This window comes from Microbacterium sp. SORGH_AS_0421 (assembly GCF_030818635.1).
Classification (GTDB): domain Bacteria; phylum Actinomycetota; class Actinomycetes; order Actinomycetales; family Microbacteriaceae; genus Microbacterium.
This window is the reverse complement of record NZ_JAUTAO010000001.1, coordinates 2,606,874-2,622,589: the sequence shown is the minus strand read 5'-3', so window position 1 is coordinate 2,622,589 and position 15,716 is coordinate 2,606,874. Positions and strand designations below refer to the sequence as shown.

General features: G+C 67.4%; 15 protein-coding genes. 8 read left to right on the top strand and 7 right to left on the bottom strand.

Going from position 1 to position 15,716, the window contains the following annotated elements:
- Positions 1 to 59: 59 nt before the first annotated feature.
- Both QE416_RS12490 and QE416_RS12485 read left to right on the top strand, forming a co-directional pair.
- A complete protein-coding gene (locus tag QE416_RS12490) occupies positions 60 to 212 on the top strand; it encodes a hypothetical protein (protein WP_307316648.1) in 153 nt (50 codons plus the stop codon).
- 16 nt (positions 213 to 228) lie between these two features.
- Positions 229 to 1,425 carry a JmjC domain-containing protein gene (locus QE416_RS12485; protein WP_307316647.1) on the top strand — a complete coding sequence of 399 codons (1,197 nt, stop codon included), beginning with the start codon at positions 229 to 231 and terminating at the stop codon, positions 1,423 to 1,425.
- A gap of 646 nt (positions 1,426 to 2,071) precedes the next feature.
- Here the strand turns inward: QE416_RS12485 and QE416_RS12480 are convergent.
- Together QE416_RS12480 and QE416_RS12475 are read right to left on the bottom strand one after the other, a co-directional pair.
- On the bottom strand, positions 2,072 to 2,845 hold the full coding sequence (locus QE416_RS12480) for a dienelactone hydrolase family protein (protein WP_307316645.1): 774 nt from the start codon (positions 2,843 to 2,845) through the stop codon (positions 2,072 to 2,074).
- 77 nt (positions 2,846 to 2,922) lie between these two features.
- Positions 2,923 to 3,546 carry a class I SAM-dependent methyltransferase gene (locus QE416_RS12475; protein WP_373458885.1) on the bottom strand — a complete coding sequence of 208 codons (624 nt, stop codon included), beginning with the start codon at positions 3,544 to 3,546 and terminating at the stop codon, positions 2,923 to 2,925.
- A 167-nt stretch (positions 3,547 to 3,713) separates the two neighbouring features.
- Between QE416_RS12475 and QE416_RS12470 the strand changes: the two genes are divergently transcribed.
- Together QE416_RS12470 and QE416_RS12465 are read left to right on the top strand one after the other, a co-directional pair.
- A complete protein-coding gene (locus QE416_RS12470; RefSeq protein ID WP_210075236.1) occupies positions 3,714 to 4,643 on the top strand; it encodes an AEC family transporter in 930 nt (309 codons plus the stop codon).
- 72 nt (positions 4,644 to 4,715) lie between these two features.
- A complete protein-coding gene (locus QE416_RS12465) occupies positions 4,716 to 5,264 on the top strand; it encodes an HdeD family acid-resistance protein (RefSeq protein WP_210075238.1) in 549 nt (182 codons plus the stop codon).
- Between the two features lie 49 nt (positions 5,265 to 5,313).
- On the opposite strand, the gene QE416_RS12460 is transcribed toward QE416_RS12465, so the two are convergent.
- A complete protein-coding gene (locus QE416_RS12460) occupies positions 5,314 to 7,284 on the bottom strand; it encodes a S9 family peptidase (RefSeq protein ID WP_307316643.1) in 1,971 nt (656 codons plus the stop codon).
- A gap of 2 nt (positions 7,285 to 7,286) precedes the next feature.
- Positions 7,287 to 8,051 carry an SDR family oxidoreductase gene (locus QE416_RS12455; RefSeq protein WP_307316642.1) on the bottom strand — a complete coding sequence of 255 codons (765 nt, stop codon included), beginning with the start codon at positions 8,049 to 8,051 and terminating at the stop codon, positions 7,287 to 7,289.
- A 142-nt stretch (positions 8,052 to 8,193) separates the two neighbouring features.
- On the opposite strand from QE416_RS12455, the gene QE416_RS12450 reads away from it, so the two are divergent.
- The 4 genes from QE416_RS12450 (at position 8,194) to QE416_RS12435 (ending at position 10,870) form a co-directional block, all read left to right on the top strand.
- Positions 8,194 to 8,670, top strand: coding sequence for an NfeD family protein (locus QE416_RS12450; protein WP_210075244.1), 477 nt, complete (start codon positions 8,194 to 8,196; stop codon positions 8,668 to 8,670).
- Entirely contained in the window at positions 8,667 to 9,611 is a 945-nt protein-coding gene (locus QE416_RS12445) for an SPFH domain-containing protein (protein WP_210075246.1), read from the top strand. The genes QE416_RS12450 and QE416_RS12445 overlap by 4 nt, the downstream gene beginning before the upstream one ends.
- Complete coding sequence (locus tag QE416_RS12440) at positions 9,608 to 10,405, top strand: glycerophosphodiester phosphodiesterase family protein (protein WP_307316638.1); 798 nt, start codon at positions 9,608 to 9,610, stop codon at positions 10,403 to 10,405. Before QE416_RS12445 ends, QE416_RS12440 begins: the two co-directional genes overlap by 4 nt.
- Before the next feature lie 93 nt (positions 10,406 to 10,498).
- On the top strand, positions 10,499 to 10,870 hold the full coding sequence (locus QE416_RS12435; RefSeq protein WP_150956331.1) for an RNA polymerase-binding protein RbpA: 372 nt from the start codon (positions 10,499 to 10,501) through the stop codon (positions 10,868 to 10,870).
- Positions 10,871 to 10,885: 15 nt separating this feature from the next.
- Here QE416_RS12435 and lnt read toward each other — a convergent pair whose 3' ends face one another.
- Genes lnt through tatC form a run of 3 tightly spaced genes read right to left on the bottom strand, consistent with a single transcriptional unit; the run spans position 10,886 to position 15,716 of the window.
- Positions 10,886 to 12,478, bottom strand: coding sequence for an apolipoprotein N-acyltransferase (gene lnt, locus QE416_RS12430; RefSeq protein ID WP_307316635.1), 1,593 nt, complete (start codon positions 12,476 to 12,478; stop codon positions 10,886 to 10,888).
- The gene (locus QE416_RS12425) at positions 12,475 to 14,958 is read right to left on the bottom strand and encodes an RNA helicase (protein ID WP_307316633.1); all 2,484 of its coding nucleotides are present in this window, start codon (positions 14,956 to 14,958) and stop codon (positions 12,475 to 12,477) included. The genes lnt and QE416_RS12425 overlap by 4 nt, the downstream gene beginning before the upstream one ends.
- Positions 14,955 to 15,716, bottom strand: a complete 762-nt coding sequence (gene tatC / locus QE416_RS12420) for a twin-arginine translocase subunit TatC (RefSeq protein WP_307317948.1) — start codon at positions 15,714 to 15,716, stop codon at positions 14,955 to 14,957. Before tatC ends, QE416_RS12425 begins: the two co-directional genes overlap by 4 nt.

Here is a 15,716-nt window from a genome sequence, read left to right as displayed (position 1 = left end):
AGCCCTCAGGGGAACCCCCTGCACCATACGGATTATTGAGACGGAGCTTCGCTATGTCCATGAGCACGATGCCCACTGACCTGAACGACTTTCCGGAGCTGACTGTTGAAGTCTCGCCGATTGTGGAGCGCTCGCGCGCCACTTTCGCGAAGACGCACAACCGTCCGGCCATTGTCGAGTTTACAAAGCTGTTCTCGGAGTCCTCGAAGTAAAGCGAGGCTCCCTGGCATGCTTGACGCAGGTGTTGACGGGCGTCCCCAGATGTGGGGGCGCCCGTTTTCGCATACGGGTAATCGTATTCTGGAGTCTTTAGGCCCTGACTTTCGGGCGAACATGAGTCGAGAGATAATTCTCAACCGTGCCTCAGAAGATTTTGTAAATGATCTATTCGGCTGGTCGGACTTAAATAGTCTGTTGGACCGTAGATCTGTTATGCCGGCTGAGTTGCAGCTCTCTCAGAACGGTGAAGTTTTGAGTAGAGAATTGTATGCTGATGCAGCGGGCTCGCTTGATCTGTTTCGCCTTAAGCAGGAAGTGCGTGGCGGCGCGAGCATCATTCTGGATGGTCTCGACCGCGTGAGTGATCGAGTTCGCGAGGTGACCACCGCGATCATGCAGATGACAGGTGAAACTGCGTCTTGCAATATGTTCGTCACGTTCCACAGCTCGCAGGCATTCCACAGCCATTTCGACGAGGTTGACACGATCATTGTGCAGCTCGAGGGTTCCAAACACTGGCAGGTACACGGCCCTGGCGAACCCGATCCCTTGCCTGAGCATGGCGATAGCGACCCGCGAAATTGCCCCGAGGGGGCTCTGCTTGACACTGTGCTCAAGCCCGGGGACGTACTCCACGTTCCGCGAGGCTGGTGGCACACGGTTCGAGGCGCCGGGGATAAGAGCATCCACCTCACCTTCGCTTTTACGCGCAAGACTGGGCTGGATTATATCCGTTGGTTGGCATGGAAAAGCATCGCGGATCCGAGGGTGCGCCAGAGTCTCGACCGTTGGGGATCAGAATCGAGTCGACAGTCGCAAACACTCGACGTGTTGCGTGCTTTCAGCGAGATTGCATCAAAGTTCAGCGTCGATGACTTCTTCGAGGAGGAGCGTGCGGCCGTGGACGGGTGGCAAGCCAGTAGCTTCCCATGGAGTGTGACAGAGGACGGTCTGGCCGGGTCTGTTTCAGTTCGTCTGCTCGCCGTTTTCAAGCCGGTGTTGTCGCGGAACGAAAGCTCCGTCTTTTTCACGTTCGCGGGCGAGAAGGTTACCCTGCCTCTAGCGTATACTCCTGCCGTTGAATTCATATGGCGGAACGAATCGGCGACGGTGACGGAAATCGCGGAAGGCTCACGCATGCCGCAAACTGCGGTGGCAAATCTGGTGAAAAATCTAGAGAGAATTGGGCTTCTAAAATTGAGTTGAGATGAATGTGTATCCTAGCCCGTCCATGGTGAGCGGCGGGCTCGCTGCCGATCAGTGTGAGAATCTCTCGCGAGGCAGTGGTTCCGCTGTGAGTAGCGACGGGAACGGTGACCGATTCCGTCGTTGGTTGTCTTTCCTTGGGTGAGGCGCAGGGGAAGGTGCATGTACCTCCCGTTCGTCAGCGGCGAGTCCACGCTAGTGCCGTTGACTTGTCAAGTGTTGGACTTACTGGACCGTTGGGCTGATCACGCGGTCGATGCGTTACGCGCTGTATCTCGCGCTCCAAGTGGACGGCGGGCGCGGGGGCGCTCTCATCTAGTGACCTACGGTGAGCGTGTGCGTTAACTGACATAATGTGAATTATCGGCGTTAGCGCATCGCGCCACCGGCCGTCCCGCACGGACGCATAAACGCTCTCAGCGCTCAGAAACGCGAGCACAGACCGTTTCTCGTCGCGAATCGCGTTTATGCCTGTGGATCACGCCCGGCGACGCGGCCGAACCGCAGCGGGGACCCGAAATCGACCACGACGCCGCGTCCAGCCGACGGCGCGGAGACGGCGTCCATAAACGCTTCCGACGCGCATGAACACGAGCACAGCGCGTTTCTGGGCGCAGATCGCGTTTATGCCTGAGCCGGCCAGCCCTCAGCCGAGAACTTCCGCCAGGAACGCCTTCATCGCATCCCAACTCCGCCGCTCCGCGACCGCCTGGAACTGCGCGCCGTGCTCAGGCGCGTTGGCATCCGGAAGCGTGAACGCGTGCATGGCATTGGCGTATGTGACCACCTGCCAGTCCACTGACGGCGCGGTGCGCAGGTCATTCTCGAATGCCAGCAGGGCTTCGTCGGGGGCGACGGGGTCGGCGGCCCCGTGGAGGACGAGCAGCTTCGCGGTGATTCGTTCCGCCTCGCCCGCCGGTCCGGTCAGCAATCCGCCGTGGAAACTCACCACCGCATCGACGGCGGCGCCCGTGCGGGCGAGCTCGAGCACGGACGAACCACCGAAGCAGTAGCCGATCGCCGCGGTGCGCTGCGAGTCGACCGAGGGTTGCGAGATCATCTGGTCGAACGCCTCGGTCATCCGCTTACGCCACAGCGGCCGGTCTTGATAGAACCCTCCGGCGACAGCCGCGGCCTCTTCCGCCGACGGGCGCACGTCCGCGCCGTACACATCCGCCGCGAAGCCCGTGTAGCCGAGGCGAGCGAGCATGTCGCAGCGCATGCGCACGTAGTCGGTCACTCCGAGCCAGTCGTGGACGACGAGGACTCCCGGGTGCCGCTCCTCCCCTGCCGGTCGAGCGAGGTATCCGCGGTAGTCGACCCCGTCGACGCGGTAATCGACATCGAACGATTCGATGCCGGATGCCGGGACGGGTTCGCGATCGAGGATGCCGGAGAGGGCGGCGGAGTACATGGTCATGCGGTTCTCCAGGGGGTGAGGAATCGTGTCGTTCGGAGACTAAACCCCCGACGCCGGAGACAGCCGGGTCTTGCCCCTCAGCGCCGACAGACGAAGAACAGCCGCCGCGCGTCGTCTGAAATCGGCTGATCTCGCCCACCGCTCGCCTCGACCCGTGCAAAGCCGGCGTCTGCCAGCATCGCCCGCACCTCGGACAGAGCCACGGCGTACTCGGCGATCCTGTCTTCGACGACCGTGCCCTCGCGCTCGATCCGCACGTGCCAGTCGAAGCGGTCGTCACCGACGGCGTGAATGCGCATCGACACCGTCGTCCCGTCGGCCTCGGTAGTGTGCTCCTCGCCGGCATCCATCCTCAAACGACCGAGGGTGTTCATGTCGAACAGGAACACCCCGTCGTCCGCCAGGTGCGCCGCGGCCGTGGCGAAGACCGAGGGCCAATCGCTGCCGGGCAGGTGATTAATCGTGTCGTACACACACGCGACCACGTCGAACGTGCGCCCCAGCGCCAAGGCCCGGATGTCCGCGGCGATCAGCTCGGCATCCACGCCCTTCTCGCGGGCGATCTCGAGCATCTCGGGAGAGATGTCGACGCCCGCCTTCGTCCACTCCGCGGGCAGCAGCTCGAGGACGGCGCCGGTGCCGCATCCGAGCTCGAGCAGCGAACCCGGCACGACCCCCGATTCCCCCACACGCCGTTCGATCCATCCCGCGAAGGCCTCGGCCGCCCCGCCTCTGGACGGTGTCGTAGAAGGGTGCGAACTCGGAATACATGGGCCTCATCCCACCACGACGTCACGGACGGGACCAAGACCCCCGCTACGCTCGAAGCGATGACTCCCCCAGCCGCCCCCGTGCCAGCCCCCGGCGCATGAGCGGCGTCTTCACCGGATTCGCCGTCGTCGGACTCGCTGTCGTCGTCGGCTACGTCATCGCCCGCATCGACCTGCTGGGCCCGCACGCGCGACACGTGCTCAGCCGCCTGACGTTCTTCGTCCTCTCGCCGTTCCTGCTGTTCACGGTGCTCGCGAAAGCCGACGTCGCGACGTTGTTCTCGGCGCTGCTTCCGGTGTCGATGATCACCGCCGCCGTCATCATCGGCATCTACGCCCTCGTCTCGGCCCTGATCCTGCGGCGCCGTGTCGGCGAGACGGTGATCGGCGCGCTGTCGGCGGGCCAGGTCAACAGCAACAACATCGGCATCCCGATCTCGCTCTACATGCTCGGGAACGCGGCCTACTCGGCCCCGGTGATCCTGTTCCAGTTGCTGATCCTCATGCCGATCGCCCTCTCCATCCTGGATGCCGCGACCTCGGGCTCGCGAAATCTCGGGCGCCTTCTGCTGCAGACGGCGAAGAACCCCATGCTCATCGGCTCGGCTCTCGGTGTGCTGGTGGCCCTGCTCGACATCGATCTGCCGCCCATCGTCTTCGACCCCCTGCACCTCATCGCGGGTGCCTGCGTGCCGGTGCTGCTGATGTCGTACGGCATGTCGCTGTACGGCCAGCGCGTGCTGACCGAGCCGGGGAGGCGTGTCGACGTCGTGATCGCCTCGGCGCTCAAACTCCTCGCGATGCCGGCGTTGGCGTGGCTCGTCGCGACGCTGTTCGCCCTGCCCGCCGACCAGGTGTTCATCGTCGTCGTGCTCGCGGCTCTCCCGACGGCGCAGAACGTCTTCAACTTCGCGCAGCGCTACGGAGTCGGCGAGATCCTGTCGCGGGACGTCGTCTTCATCTCCACCCTCGGCTGCCTGCCGGTGCTGTTCACCGTGGCGCTCCTGCTCGAGCACTCCCCCGCGTAGCCCCGGTCGCGCTCGTCAACCCTCGGGTCTAGGGTGAGACCTGTTCTCAGCTTTCACTCAGAAAGGCTCGTCATGTCGCCCTCCACGACCAGTCCCGCCGTCGGCGCCGTCCGCACTGCGCTCGGCGTCAGCGGAGTCCTCTCGCTCGTCATCGGTCTGCTCATCCTCATCTGGCCCGGCCGCACCGCCGAGGTCGCCGTCGGCATCATCTCGGTCTACGTGATCATCGCTGGCCTGGTGAACATCGGCATCGGACTGTTCTGGCGCTCCGGTTGGGCGCGTGTCGGCTATCTCGTGCTCGGCGTGCTCTTCATCGTCGCGGGCATCTTCTCGTTCGCGAACCTGTCTGCCACGACCGCGTGGTTCGGGGTGTTCATCGGCACCCTGGTCGGCATCCTGTGGATCATCGAGGGTGTCGTCTCGCTCACGACCGCCGGTCACGCCTCGAAGGCGCGAGCCTGGACGATCTTCTTCGCGATCGTCAGCATCGTCGCCGGGATCGTGCTGCTGTTCTCGCCCCTGCTGGGCGCGGTGACGCTGTTCCTGCTGATCGGCATCTCGCTGGTGATCCTCGGTGGCTTCCAGATCGTTCGCGCGATCCAGTTCGGCAAGGCCGTCTGACCTTCATCGACGAGGGGCCCGGATGCCGTGGCATTCGGGCCCTTCTCCATCACCGCACCGGCAGGTAGCGGCTCCACCAGTCGAGAACCGCTTCGAAGCGCTGCACGCGGTGCTGCGGGCGACCGGCGCGGGTGAGCTCGTGGTCTTCGCCGGGGAAGACCAGCATCTCGGCCTCGACGCCGTTGCGCTTGAGGGCCGCGTAGTAGCGCGTGGCCTGCTCGAGCGGGCAGCGGTAGTCGAGCTCGGAGTGCAGCACGAGCGTGGGTGTCTCGACCTGGTCGACCACGGCCATGGGGCTCTGCGCGGCGACCAGAAGCGGATCGGTGCCGACGTACTCGTCGCCGAAGAACGAGCCGATATCGCTCGACCCGGGGAAAGCCGTGGGGTCGAGAAAACCGCGCTCCACGATCGCACCCGTGAAGCGATGATCGTGAGCGATGATCCAGGCGGTCATGTACCCGCCATACGACCCGCCCATCACGCCGACCCGTTGCGCGTCGAGCCGCGGGTCTGCCGTGACGATGCCGTCGAAGAAGTCCATGACGTCGAAGTAGTCGAGCGTGCCCATGCGGCGGCGGATCGACCGGCCGTGCGCGCGGCCGTACCCGGCACTCCCCCGCGGGTTGCTGTACACCACGGCGTAGCCGGCGTCGACGAGCACCTGCGTCTCGTCGAACAGGTGCACGCCGTAGGAGGCGTACGGGCCGCCGTGGATCTGCAGGATGACGGGGAACGGTCCCTCGCCTTCGGGCACCGCGACCCAGCCGTGCACGGGGTACCCGTCTCGGCCGGCGACCTCGTGCTCGACCGGAACGACGATGCCCGCCGCCCGCGCGGCGGCGCCGAACGTCGTGAGGGCTCGCACCTCGGGCCCGTCGATGACGACGAGCTCGCCGAAGGATTCGGGAGAGGCGACGGATGCCACGACCCGGCCCCGCGCCACCGCGTGCCCCGACACCTCGAGGTCACCGCCGAGCACCTGCTCGACCCGCCCCTCGCGCGATACGCGCAACAGACGCAACCGGCCGCGCGTGCGGTCCTGCACGAGGACGTCGTGGCCGTCGAAGGAGAGGTGACTGCCGACCTCACCGAGGTCGATCGTCTCGGGGTCGGTGAGCAGGCGGGGGCCGTCGACGTCGAGCACGAAGAGCGCGACACCGGGCGCGACGAAGTCGGTGCCCTCGTCGCCCACGTCGTTCGCGAGCGCGAAGACGGCGCCGTCGGGTGCGACGTCGACCGTCGCCACGGAGAGGTTCTCGGTCGACCCCAGCACCTCGCGCTGCTCGCCGCTGTCGGCGGAGATCGCCACGATCCGGTCGCGCAGGTCGCGGCGAGCGGTCTCGATCACGTCGGGCACGCTCAGCAGTTCGGCGCCGTCGATGGTCCAGACCACGCCGCTCCAACTCGTCTCACCGTGGGTGAGCTGCACGGCGGGCTCGGGCACGACACGCTTCTGGGAGGCCTCCAGACCGGGGGCCGGCTCATAGAACGGCTCCGCATCGGTGGCGGGTGCGTCCACGACGAACACCTGGGCGGGCCGATCGAGGTAGCCGAGACCGTTCGCGTGCCAGCGGATGCCGGTGATCCGGCGGGGCGGTTCGGCTGCGGCATCCCGACCCTCGACGGTGCCGTACCGCCCGGGTTCGAGAACGCGCGCGGTGAAGCCGAGACGCGCGCCGTCGGGCGACCACGCCAGGTCGGTCACTCCCCCGGGCTGGTCGGTGACCTGCACGGGCTCGCCGCCGTGCGCGGCGACGACGAACACCTGGGCTCGGCCCTTCGCGTCGGAGCGGAGGAACGCGACGGTGCTGTCGTCGGGCGAGAGGCGGGGCGCGCGGTCCGCCACCCCGCGTGTGATGCGCCGCGAGGAGCCGGCCGGCAGGTCGACCCGCCACAGCTGGCCGACGGCCCGATCGGCGTCGAGGTCGGGGCGCGAAGTCGCGAAGACCGCGAACGCACCCGTGGCGGCGATCGCGGGCCGACCGACCCCGATCAGCGTCTGGATGTCGGTCGGCCGCACGGTCACTCGCCTCCGAACGAACCCGTGTCTCCGACGAGTCGGGTGTTGTCGGCGGGAACCGGGTCGACGGCTGCGCGGGCGACCTCGGCGGCGAACTCCGAGACGTTGTACAGCTTGCCCGCGTCCTCGCGGCGGGCAGAGATCGCGCCGGGGTTGGCGCGCTCGAGCAGGGTCGCCGTGATGGTGCCCTCGATCATGTCGCCCGAGACGACCGTGAAGCCGATGCCGCGCTCCTGCAGGGCGGGGATCTTCTCGCGCAGGGCGTCTTCGCCGGCGCGCTTGGACAGGGCGACCGGCTCGTACTCGGGCATGGTCGGGGTGGTGCGGATGAAGTGAGCCTGGTGGCTGGTGACGAAGACCACGCGGGCGTCGTCCTTCAGTAGGGGCAGGGCCGTCTCGAGCACGTTGACCTGGGCGTCACGGTTGAGCAGCAGAGCGTAGTCCTCGGCCATACCCGACTCCATGCCGCCTGAGGCGTTGAGAACCAGGATGTCGAGACCGCCGAAGGTGCGCTCGACCTCGTCGAACATCGCCGTGACCGACTCGGGATCGGTCAGATCCGCTCCGACGACGAGAGCCTCGATGCCGAGCTCGCGCAGCTGCGTGGCGAGCTTCTCGGCGCGGGGCGCCTTGTTGCGGAAGTTGATGACGACATTCGCGCCGGCCTCGGCGAAATAGCGGACGGTGTCGGCGCCGATGCCGCGCGACGAGCCGGTGACGAGGGCGGTCTTGCCGCTCAGCGAGCCGGACGGGAGGGTCTGGGACACGGGAGTTCTCCTGACGATTCGGGATCAGCCACCAGCCTATCGACCGGGATGCCGTGCCCCGGCGGCGTCGACTCCTGTGGGGACGTCGAGAACCGGCCCGGGTGTCGGCAGCCGGTGCTACGTTCAGGCGAGGAGGCACGAAATGGACGTTCTCTCCACCCTCGAGACCTGGGCCTGGATCGGTTGGATCCTGCTCATCCTCGTCTTGCTCGTGTGCGAGATGCTCACGGGCGAACTCACGTTCCTCATGGTGTCGGCGGGAAGCCTCGTGGGGCTCGTCTCCGATCTGTGGGGTGCACCGCTCTGGCTGCAGATCATCGCGGCCGCCGTGGCTTCCGTGGCGCTGCTGCTGTTCGTACGCCCGCCATTGGTGCAACGGCTGCACCGCGGCTCCGATCCCCGACCGTCGAATGTCGAGGCGTTGCTGGGACTCGAGGGACTCGTCCTCTCGCGGATGTCCGCGTCGGTTCCGGGGCAGGTCAAGCTCTCCAACGGCGACGTGTGGACCGCACGCGCCGACACCGACACACGGATCGACCCCGCCACGCGCATCGAGGTCGTCCGCATCGACGGCGCCACCGCCGTCGTCCGCGCGCGCAGCCAGGAGGCGACGTCATGAACGAGCTAGTTCCCCTGATAATCGGTTGGGTCGTCGCGGCGGTGGTGACCATCTTCGTCGTCGTCGTACTGTTCCGCGCGATCCGCATCATCCCGCAGGCGCGCGCAGGGGTGGTCGAGAGGCTCGGCCGGTACCACAAGACCCTGTTGCCCGGTCTCAACCTCGTCGTGCCCCTGGTCGACCGCGTGCGACCGCTCATCGACATGCGCGAGCAGGTCGTGTCGTTCCCGCCGCAGCCGGTCATCACCGAGGACAACCTCGTGGTCTCGATCGACACCGTCGTGTACTTCCAGGTCACCGATGCGCGGGCAGCGACCTATGAGATCGCCAACTATCTCGGCGCCGTCGAGCAGCTCACCACCACGACACTGCGCAACGTCGTGGGCGGACTCAACCTCGAGCAGGCCCTGACCAGCCGTGACAACATCAACGGGCAGCTCCGTGTGGTCCTCGACGAGGCCACCGGCAAGTGGGGCATCCGGGTGGGTCGCGTCGAGCTGAAAGCGATCGATCCTCCCCTCTCGATCCAGGACTCGATGGAGAAGCAGATGAGGGCCGAACGCGACCGCCGCGCCGCGATCCTCACGGCCGAGGGGTCGAAGCAGTCCCAGATCCTCGAAGCCGAGGGGCGTCGCCAGGCCTCGATCCTCGAGGCCGAGGGCGACCAGCAGGCCGCGGTCCTGCGCGCCCAGGGTGAGGCCCAGGCGATCCAGTCCGTCTTCGCGGCCATCCACGAGGGCCGGCCCGACGACAAGCTCCTCGCCTACCAGTACCTGCAGATGCTCCCGAAGATCAGCGACAGCGCTTCCAGCAAGCTGTGGATCATCCCGAGCGAGTTCACCGAGGCGCTGAAAGGGATCTCCGGAGCATTCGCCCCGAAGAGCGCGGGCGAGGACTCCCCCACCCTCACGCCCGGATCGAGCGGTCCCGCACCCCGATGACACGGCATCCCTACCTCTCTCGCTCCTCGCCGCGCGTGCTCGCCCATCGCGGTCTGGTGACACCGGATGCCGCCGCCCAGGGCGTGGTCGAGAACTCCTTCGCCGCGGTGGCGGAGGCGCACGCGGCCGGGGCCGAGTACGTCGAGTCGGACTGCCACCTCACCGCCGACGGCGAGGTCGTGCTGTTCCACGACGACGACCTGAAGCGAGTTGCCGGCGATCCGCGGGCGATCGCCGATGTGCGCCTACGCGAGATCGAGGAGCTGATGGCCGAGCGGGGAGGTCTCGTCACCCTCGCTCAGGCCCTCGAGGCGTTCCCCGAGGTGCGTTTCAATCTCGATGTGAAGGCCGCGGCCGCAGCCCGAGAGGTCGGTCGGCTCGTCGCCCCTCACGTCGAGCGCGTGCTGGTCACCAGCTTCTCCGATGAGCGACGCCTCGACGCGCTCGCCGCCGCGCACGAGGCGGGAGCTGCGATGCGCCCGGCCACCTCCCCCGGGTCCGGCACGATCGCTCGGCTCCTCGCCGCGCGCGCCCTCCGTCAGACGCGACGCGTCCGCGCCCTGCTCGAGAGCGTCGACGCCCTGCAGATCCCCGAACGGCAGGGGCCCATCCGCGTCGTCTCGCCCGGCCTGATCCGCGACGCGCACGCGGCCGGTGTCGAGGTGCACGTGTGGACCGTCAACGACGAGATCGACATGTCGCGTCTGCTCGACCTCGGCGTCGACGGCCTCGTGACCGACCGCGCGAACGCCGCCCTCGCGGTGGTGAACGAATGGGGAACGACGCCTGTCTGAGCATCCACTGTGAAACTCGTCAGGACGCGCACAGTTCGAATAAAGCGCACAGGTGCGAACGTTATACATGGGGACCGACGAGAGGACCACAAAATGGCAGACCGCAGTCTCCGCGGCATCCGACTCGGCGCCCAAAGCCTCCAGAGCGAAGACGGCGTCGTGTTCCACGACCGTGCACAACACACCTACTCCTGCAGCACCTGCGGACGCGACACCGTCCTGACCTTCGCGGCTGACGCCGAAGTGCCCGACGCCTGGGAGTGCCGCACCTGCGGTGCCGAGGCTCTCCTGCGCATCGGCGAGGGCACGGCAACCGTCGACCACAGCGCCGACAAGGCCGCCCGCACGCACTGGGACATGCTCCTGGAGCGTCGCACGATCCCCGAGCTCGAGGAGCTCCTCGAAGAGCGCCTCGCTTTCGTCCGCGCTCGTCGCGGCGCCGGGAACGAGAAGCTCAGCGCCTGACGCTGACCCGCCGATTCAGACGCCGGCCCCTTCGGGGGTCGGCGTCTTCTTCGTAGCCCGCGAGCGGATGGCCAGGACGAGCCCGGCGGCGATCAGCCCCGCGAGGCTCCCCCACCCGAGAACGATCTTCACGGCCGGCCCGATCACGACGGCCGGGGTCAGTCCGGTGCGAAGCGGCACGTCGGTGAGCATGTGTCCCGCGGTGTCCGGCGGCAGGGAGTCGAGCGTCGAGCCGTCGGGCGCGATGACCTGGCTGGTGCCCACCGTCGACAGGTTCACCACCGCGCGGCCGGTCTCGATCGCGCGCATCTGCGCGAAGGCCAGCTGTTGGAGGTTCTCGTCGGTGCCGCGGAAATCGGCGTTGTTCGTCTGGAACATGTAGACCTCGGCGCCCTCGTTCGCGCCGTCCCAGACGACGTCGTCGTAGATGACGTCGAAGCAGATCGCGAGCCCGACACCGACCCCGTCGAGATCGATCAGCGGCGGGGCCGTTCCGGGAGTGTACTCACGGCCGATGAGCCCGATCAGATCGGGGGCGAAGGGTTCCCAGAACGCGCGATCGGGAACGTACTCCCCGAACGGCACGGGATGCCGCTTGTCATAGGTCGACCCCTCCTGCCCGGAAGCCGTCCACAGCAATGAGGAGTTGAACAGCTCCGAGCCGCGCTCGGTGACCGCCGAGACCAGCAGGGGCGCATCCATGCGCCGCGAGAGCTCCGCGAGCGTCGCCGCCGTCGCCGGGTTCGAGGTGGGGTCGGAGTCGACACCGCCCTCGGGCCACAGCAGCACGTCCATCTTCTGTCCGAACAGCGGAGCGGATGCCGCGAGTTGCGCGTTCAGCACGGCGTTGCGCGAGCGCTGGTCGAAGTACCCCGCCGGACCGTTGCCCTGCACTGCACCGACGCGGATCGAGCCCGCGTCGGTGGTGGGGAATGCCGGGAGGGCCAACAGCACCACCAGCACCAGCGCCGCGGGGAGGGCGCCGGCGACGCGGCGCACGCGCCCGCCGCGCACGAACTCGATCGCCATCGCGCAGAACAGCACGACCAGGAACGACAACCCCGACATGCCCACCCACGACGCGACCTCGGCGAAGGGGCTGTTGACCTGCGAGACGCCGATCCGCCCCCAGGGGAAGCCGCCGTAAGGCCACGAACCCACGATCTGTTCGCGCAGGGTCCAGAGGGCGGCCACCAGCGCCGGAAGCAGCAGGAGCCGTCCCACACGCCCCGGTGCGACACGGGGCAGCCAGCGATACGCCAGCGCGATCGGTGCCGCCAGAACGGCCGTCAGCAACGCCTCGAGGACGAACAGGGCCGCCCACGGGATGGGCCCGAGGTAGCGGGCGGTGAAGAGCAGGTTCACCGAGAAGAACGCCACCCCGAAGAGGAATCCGATCAGAACGGCCGACCAGAACCGGCGACCGATGAGGGTGACGAGCGCGAGCGCGACGGCGGGGAACGCCATCGGCCACCAGGCGAGGGCGGGAAAGGCGGTGACCAGCAGCAGCCCCGCCACCACGGCGAGGGGCGCGGCGAACGCGAGGCGTAGCGGTGGCGCGGGGGCTGCGGCCGGCGCTGCATCGACGGCCACGGACGAACGGCTCATGCCGAGGTGTAGGCCACGATGCCGCGGCGAACGGAATCGAGCGCGGTGCGAGCGGTCTTGGCGAGCTTGGGCTCGGCGACGAGCGAGATCTGGTCGAGCAGGTCGATGGTCTGCTTCGCCCAGCGGACGAAATCGCCCGCGGCCATGTCCGCGAGCGTCAGCACGCTATCGAGGGGCAGACCTTTCGCCCACGCGTGCATGGCAGGGGCAAGCCCGGAAGCGGGCGGCTCGGAGCCGGGCAGACGGTGGTCGCGCTCGAGGTCGTCGAGTTGCTGCCACAGGGTCTGCGTGGTGTCCATAGCCTCGCGGAAGGCACCCCGCGGCAGCCCCCGCTCACCCGGGCCCGCCTCGTCTCGACGCGGTTCGTAGACCAGGCAGCACGCGAGCGCTGCCAGAGAGGGGGCGTCGAGTCCCTGCCACAGGCCCTGCCGCAGCGATTCGGCCACCAGCAGGTCCCGCTCGCCGTAGATGCGCCGCATCGTGCGGCCGGCCGGTGTGAGCACGGTTGCGCCGTCTTCCTCGATCGCCACGTACTCGAGGGTCGCGAGCACCTCGACCACGCGGTCGAAGACGCGCGCGACGGTGCCCGTGCGCTGGTCGATCTGATGGCGGGTCTTGTCGGTGGTGCGCTTGAGCTTCCAGTACCGCTCCGCCCAGCGCGCGTGCGACTCGCGATCGGGGCACGAATTGCAGGGATGCCGCTGCATCCGCTTGCGCAGCGACTGGATCTGCTGCTGTCGCTCGTCGCGCAGACGGCGGGGCGCCGTGGCATCGCGTCTGTTGATCTTCTCGAGGTCGCTGAGCTCGCGGCGGATCGTGGAGTACTCGCGGAAGTCGCCGCGATCGCACGTCATGGCCTTCTCGTAGCCGTCGAGCGACTCCTCGGCCTCTTTCACCTGACGGGCGAGGCCGACGACCGAGCGATCGGCCTGGAACTGCGCGAACGACGACTCGAGGATCTCGCGGGCGCGGGCGCGGCCGAACTGATCGATGAGATTGACGGCCATGTTGTACGTGGGCCGGAAACTCGAGTTGAGCGGATACGTGCGCCGCGAGGCGAGGGCGGCGACCGATTGCGGATCGAGTCCCTCGGTGAACTGCACGACAGCGTGACCCTCGACGTCGATCCCGCGACGACCGGCGCGACCGGTCAACTGGGTGTACTCGCCCGAGGTGATGGCGACGCGCGCCTCACCGTTGAATTTCTCGAGCTTCTCGAGCACGACCGTGCGCGCGGGCATGTTGATGCCCAGGGCGAGGGTCTCGGTTGCGAAGACCACCTTGACGAGCTTGCGGCGGAACAGTTCTTCGACGACCTCTTTGAACGCCGGGAGCAACCCCGCGTGATGCGAAGCCATACCCCGCTCGAGATTGTCGCGCCACTCCCAGAAGTGCAGCACGGCGAGGTCTTCGTCTTTGAGGGTGAAAGTCAGTTCGTCGACGATCTGGCGGATCTCGACGCGCTCCTCGGCCGAGGTCAGGCGCACGTTCGCTCGGCGCAACTGCTGCACGGCGGCATCGCACCCGGCGCGGCTGAAGATGAAGAAGATCGCCGGGAGCAGGTGGTTTCGCTGCAGCAACTCGACGACCTCGGGGCGGTCGATGCGCTCGATGCGCGGCCCCTGCTGCGCGCGCAGCGGCTTGTGTCCGCCGCGACGCTGGTGAGCGTGCCGCGGGCCGCCCGCATGCCGCTGGGAGCGGTACTCCTGCGCGCGACGGTTGTTCTCGTACCCGCCGGCGTTTCCGCCGCGGATGCGCAACAGCTCCTGGTTCACCTGCGCCGTGGCGACCCCCGCACGATCGTCGAACAGGGGCAGCAGATCGCCCCGGACCAGGACATGCTGTTCCAGGGGCACCGGCCGGGTCTCGGACACGATCACCTCGGTGTCGCCGCGCACGGTGTCGAGCCAGTCGCCGAACTCCTCGGCATTCGACACCGTCGCCGACAGCGACACGAGCTTGACCGACGGAGGGAGGTGGATGATGACCTCTTCCCACACCGCCCCGCGGAAGCGGTCGGCGAGGTAGTGCACCTCGTCCATCACGACGAAGCGCAGGCCGCGGAGGGCCGGCGAGTCGGCGTAGAGCATGTTGCGCAGCACCTCGGTCGTCATCACGACGATGCGCGCCGAGGCGTTGATGTTCGTGTCGCCCGTGAGCAGGCCGACCTCGTCGTCGCCGTAGACCTCTTGCAGCTCGTGGAACTTCTGGTTCGACAGCGCCTTGATCGGGGTCGTGTAGAACGCCTTGTCACCGGGCTCGAGCATGGCGAGATGGATCGCGAACTCTCCGACGATCGTCTTTCCTGCACCCGTGGGGGCGGCCACCAGGACGCTGCGGCCGTCCTCGAGGGCATGGCATCCGGCGATCTGGAAGTCGTCGAGCTCGAAACGCTGCATCTCGGCGAAGTCCGCCGTGTGCGGGTGCGTGGAACGGGCGGCGGCTCGAGCGAATCGCTCGGCCGGACTGGGCGAGCTCACGCGATGGGCCCCGACGGCATCTCGGACGCCGCGAGTCGGCGGGCCTTACGCCGGTCGAACAGCATCGACACCCCGGCCGCCGCGAAGAACAGCAAGGTCAGGATGCCGGCCAGCATCAGCATGCTGATGATGTCGGCCGCGGGGGTCGCGAGAGCCGAGAACAGGGTCGCGATGAGGATCGCCACGCGCCACCCCTTGAGGATCGCCTTGCCGCTCATGATGCCCGCGACATTCAGGGCGACCAGGAACACCGGCAGCACGAACGCGACGCCCACCACGATCATCAGCTTGAAGACGAAATCGTAGTAATCGGTGGCGTTGTAGAAGTTGACGCCGCCCTCGGGGGTGAAGCCCCACATCAGCTCGATCACGTGCGGGACGATCAGCAGGCCGACCCAGCAGCCGACGAAGAAGAGCGGCACGGCGGATGCCACGAACCCGACCGTGTACCGGATCTCTTTGCGCGTGAGCCCGGGCATGATGAACGCCCAGATCTGCCACAGCCACACCGGCGCCGACAGGAAGATGCCGATCGAGAAGGCGATGCGCATGCGCAGATCGAAAGCCGAGGTCACCGAGGTGAAGTTCAGCGCCGAGAAGTCGTCACCGCGGCGCTCGGCGATCACGCGGATCGGCTCGGTGATGAGGTGGATGATCGGATCGGTGATGATGAAGGCCACCACCATGCCGACAACGAGCGCGAGCGCCGCGATCATCAGACGCTTGCGCAGCTCGACCAGGTGCGCCCCGATCGACAT

Bases quoted from the DNA above. Each gene is read 5' to 3' on its own strand.
- QE416_RS12485 (WP_307316647.1), top strand. From the start codon at position 229: ATGCTTGACGCAGGTGTTGACGGGCGTCCCCAGATGTGGGGGCGCCCG.
- QE416_RS12465 (WP_210075238.1), top strand. From the start codon at position 4,716: ATGTCGCCCTCCACGACCAGTCCCGCCGTCGGCGCCGTCCGCACTGCG.
- QE416_RS12490 (WP_307316648.1), top strand. From the start codon at position 60: ATGAGCACGATGCCCACTGACCTGAACGACTTTCCGGAGCTGACTGTT.
- QE416_RS12470 (WP_210075236.1), top strand. From the start codon at position 3,714: ATGAGCGGCGTCTTCACCGGATTCGCCGTCGTCGGACTCGCTGTCGTC.
- tatC (WP_307317948.1), bottom strand. From the start codon at position 15,716: ATGTCGATCGGGGCGCACCTGGTCGAGCTGCGCAAGCGTCTGATGATC.
- QE416_RS12450 (WP_210075244.1), top strand. From the start codon at position 8,194: ATGGACGTTCTCTCCACCCTCGAGACCTGGGCCTGGATCGGTTGGATC.
- QE416_RS12440 (WP_307316638.1), top strand. From the start codon at position 9,608: ATGACACGGCATCCCTACCTCTCTCGCTCCTCGCCGCGCGTGCTCGCC.
- QE416_RS12480 (WP_307316645.1), bottom strand. From the start codon at position 2,845: ATGACCATGTACTCCGCCGCCCTCTCCGGCATCCTCGATCGCGAACCC.
- lnt (WP_307316635.1), bottom strand. From the start codon at position 12,478: ATGAGCCGTTCGTCCGTGGCCGTCGATGCAGCGCCGGCCGCAGCCCCC.
- QE416_RS12435 (WP_150956331.1), top strand. From the start codon at position 10,499: ATGGCAGACCGCAGTCTCCGCGGCATCCGACTCGGCGCCCAAAGCCTC.
- QE416_RS12445 (WP_210075246.1), top strand. From the start codon at position 8,667: ATGAACGAGCTAGTTCCCCTGATAATCGGTTGGGTCGTCGCGGCGGTG.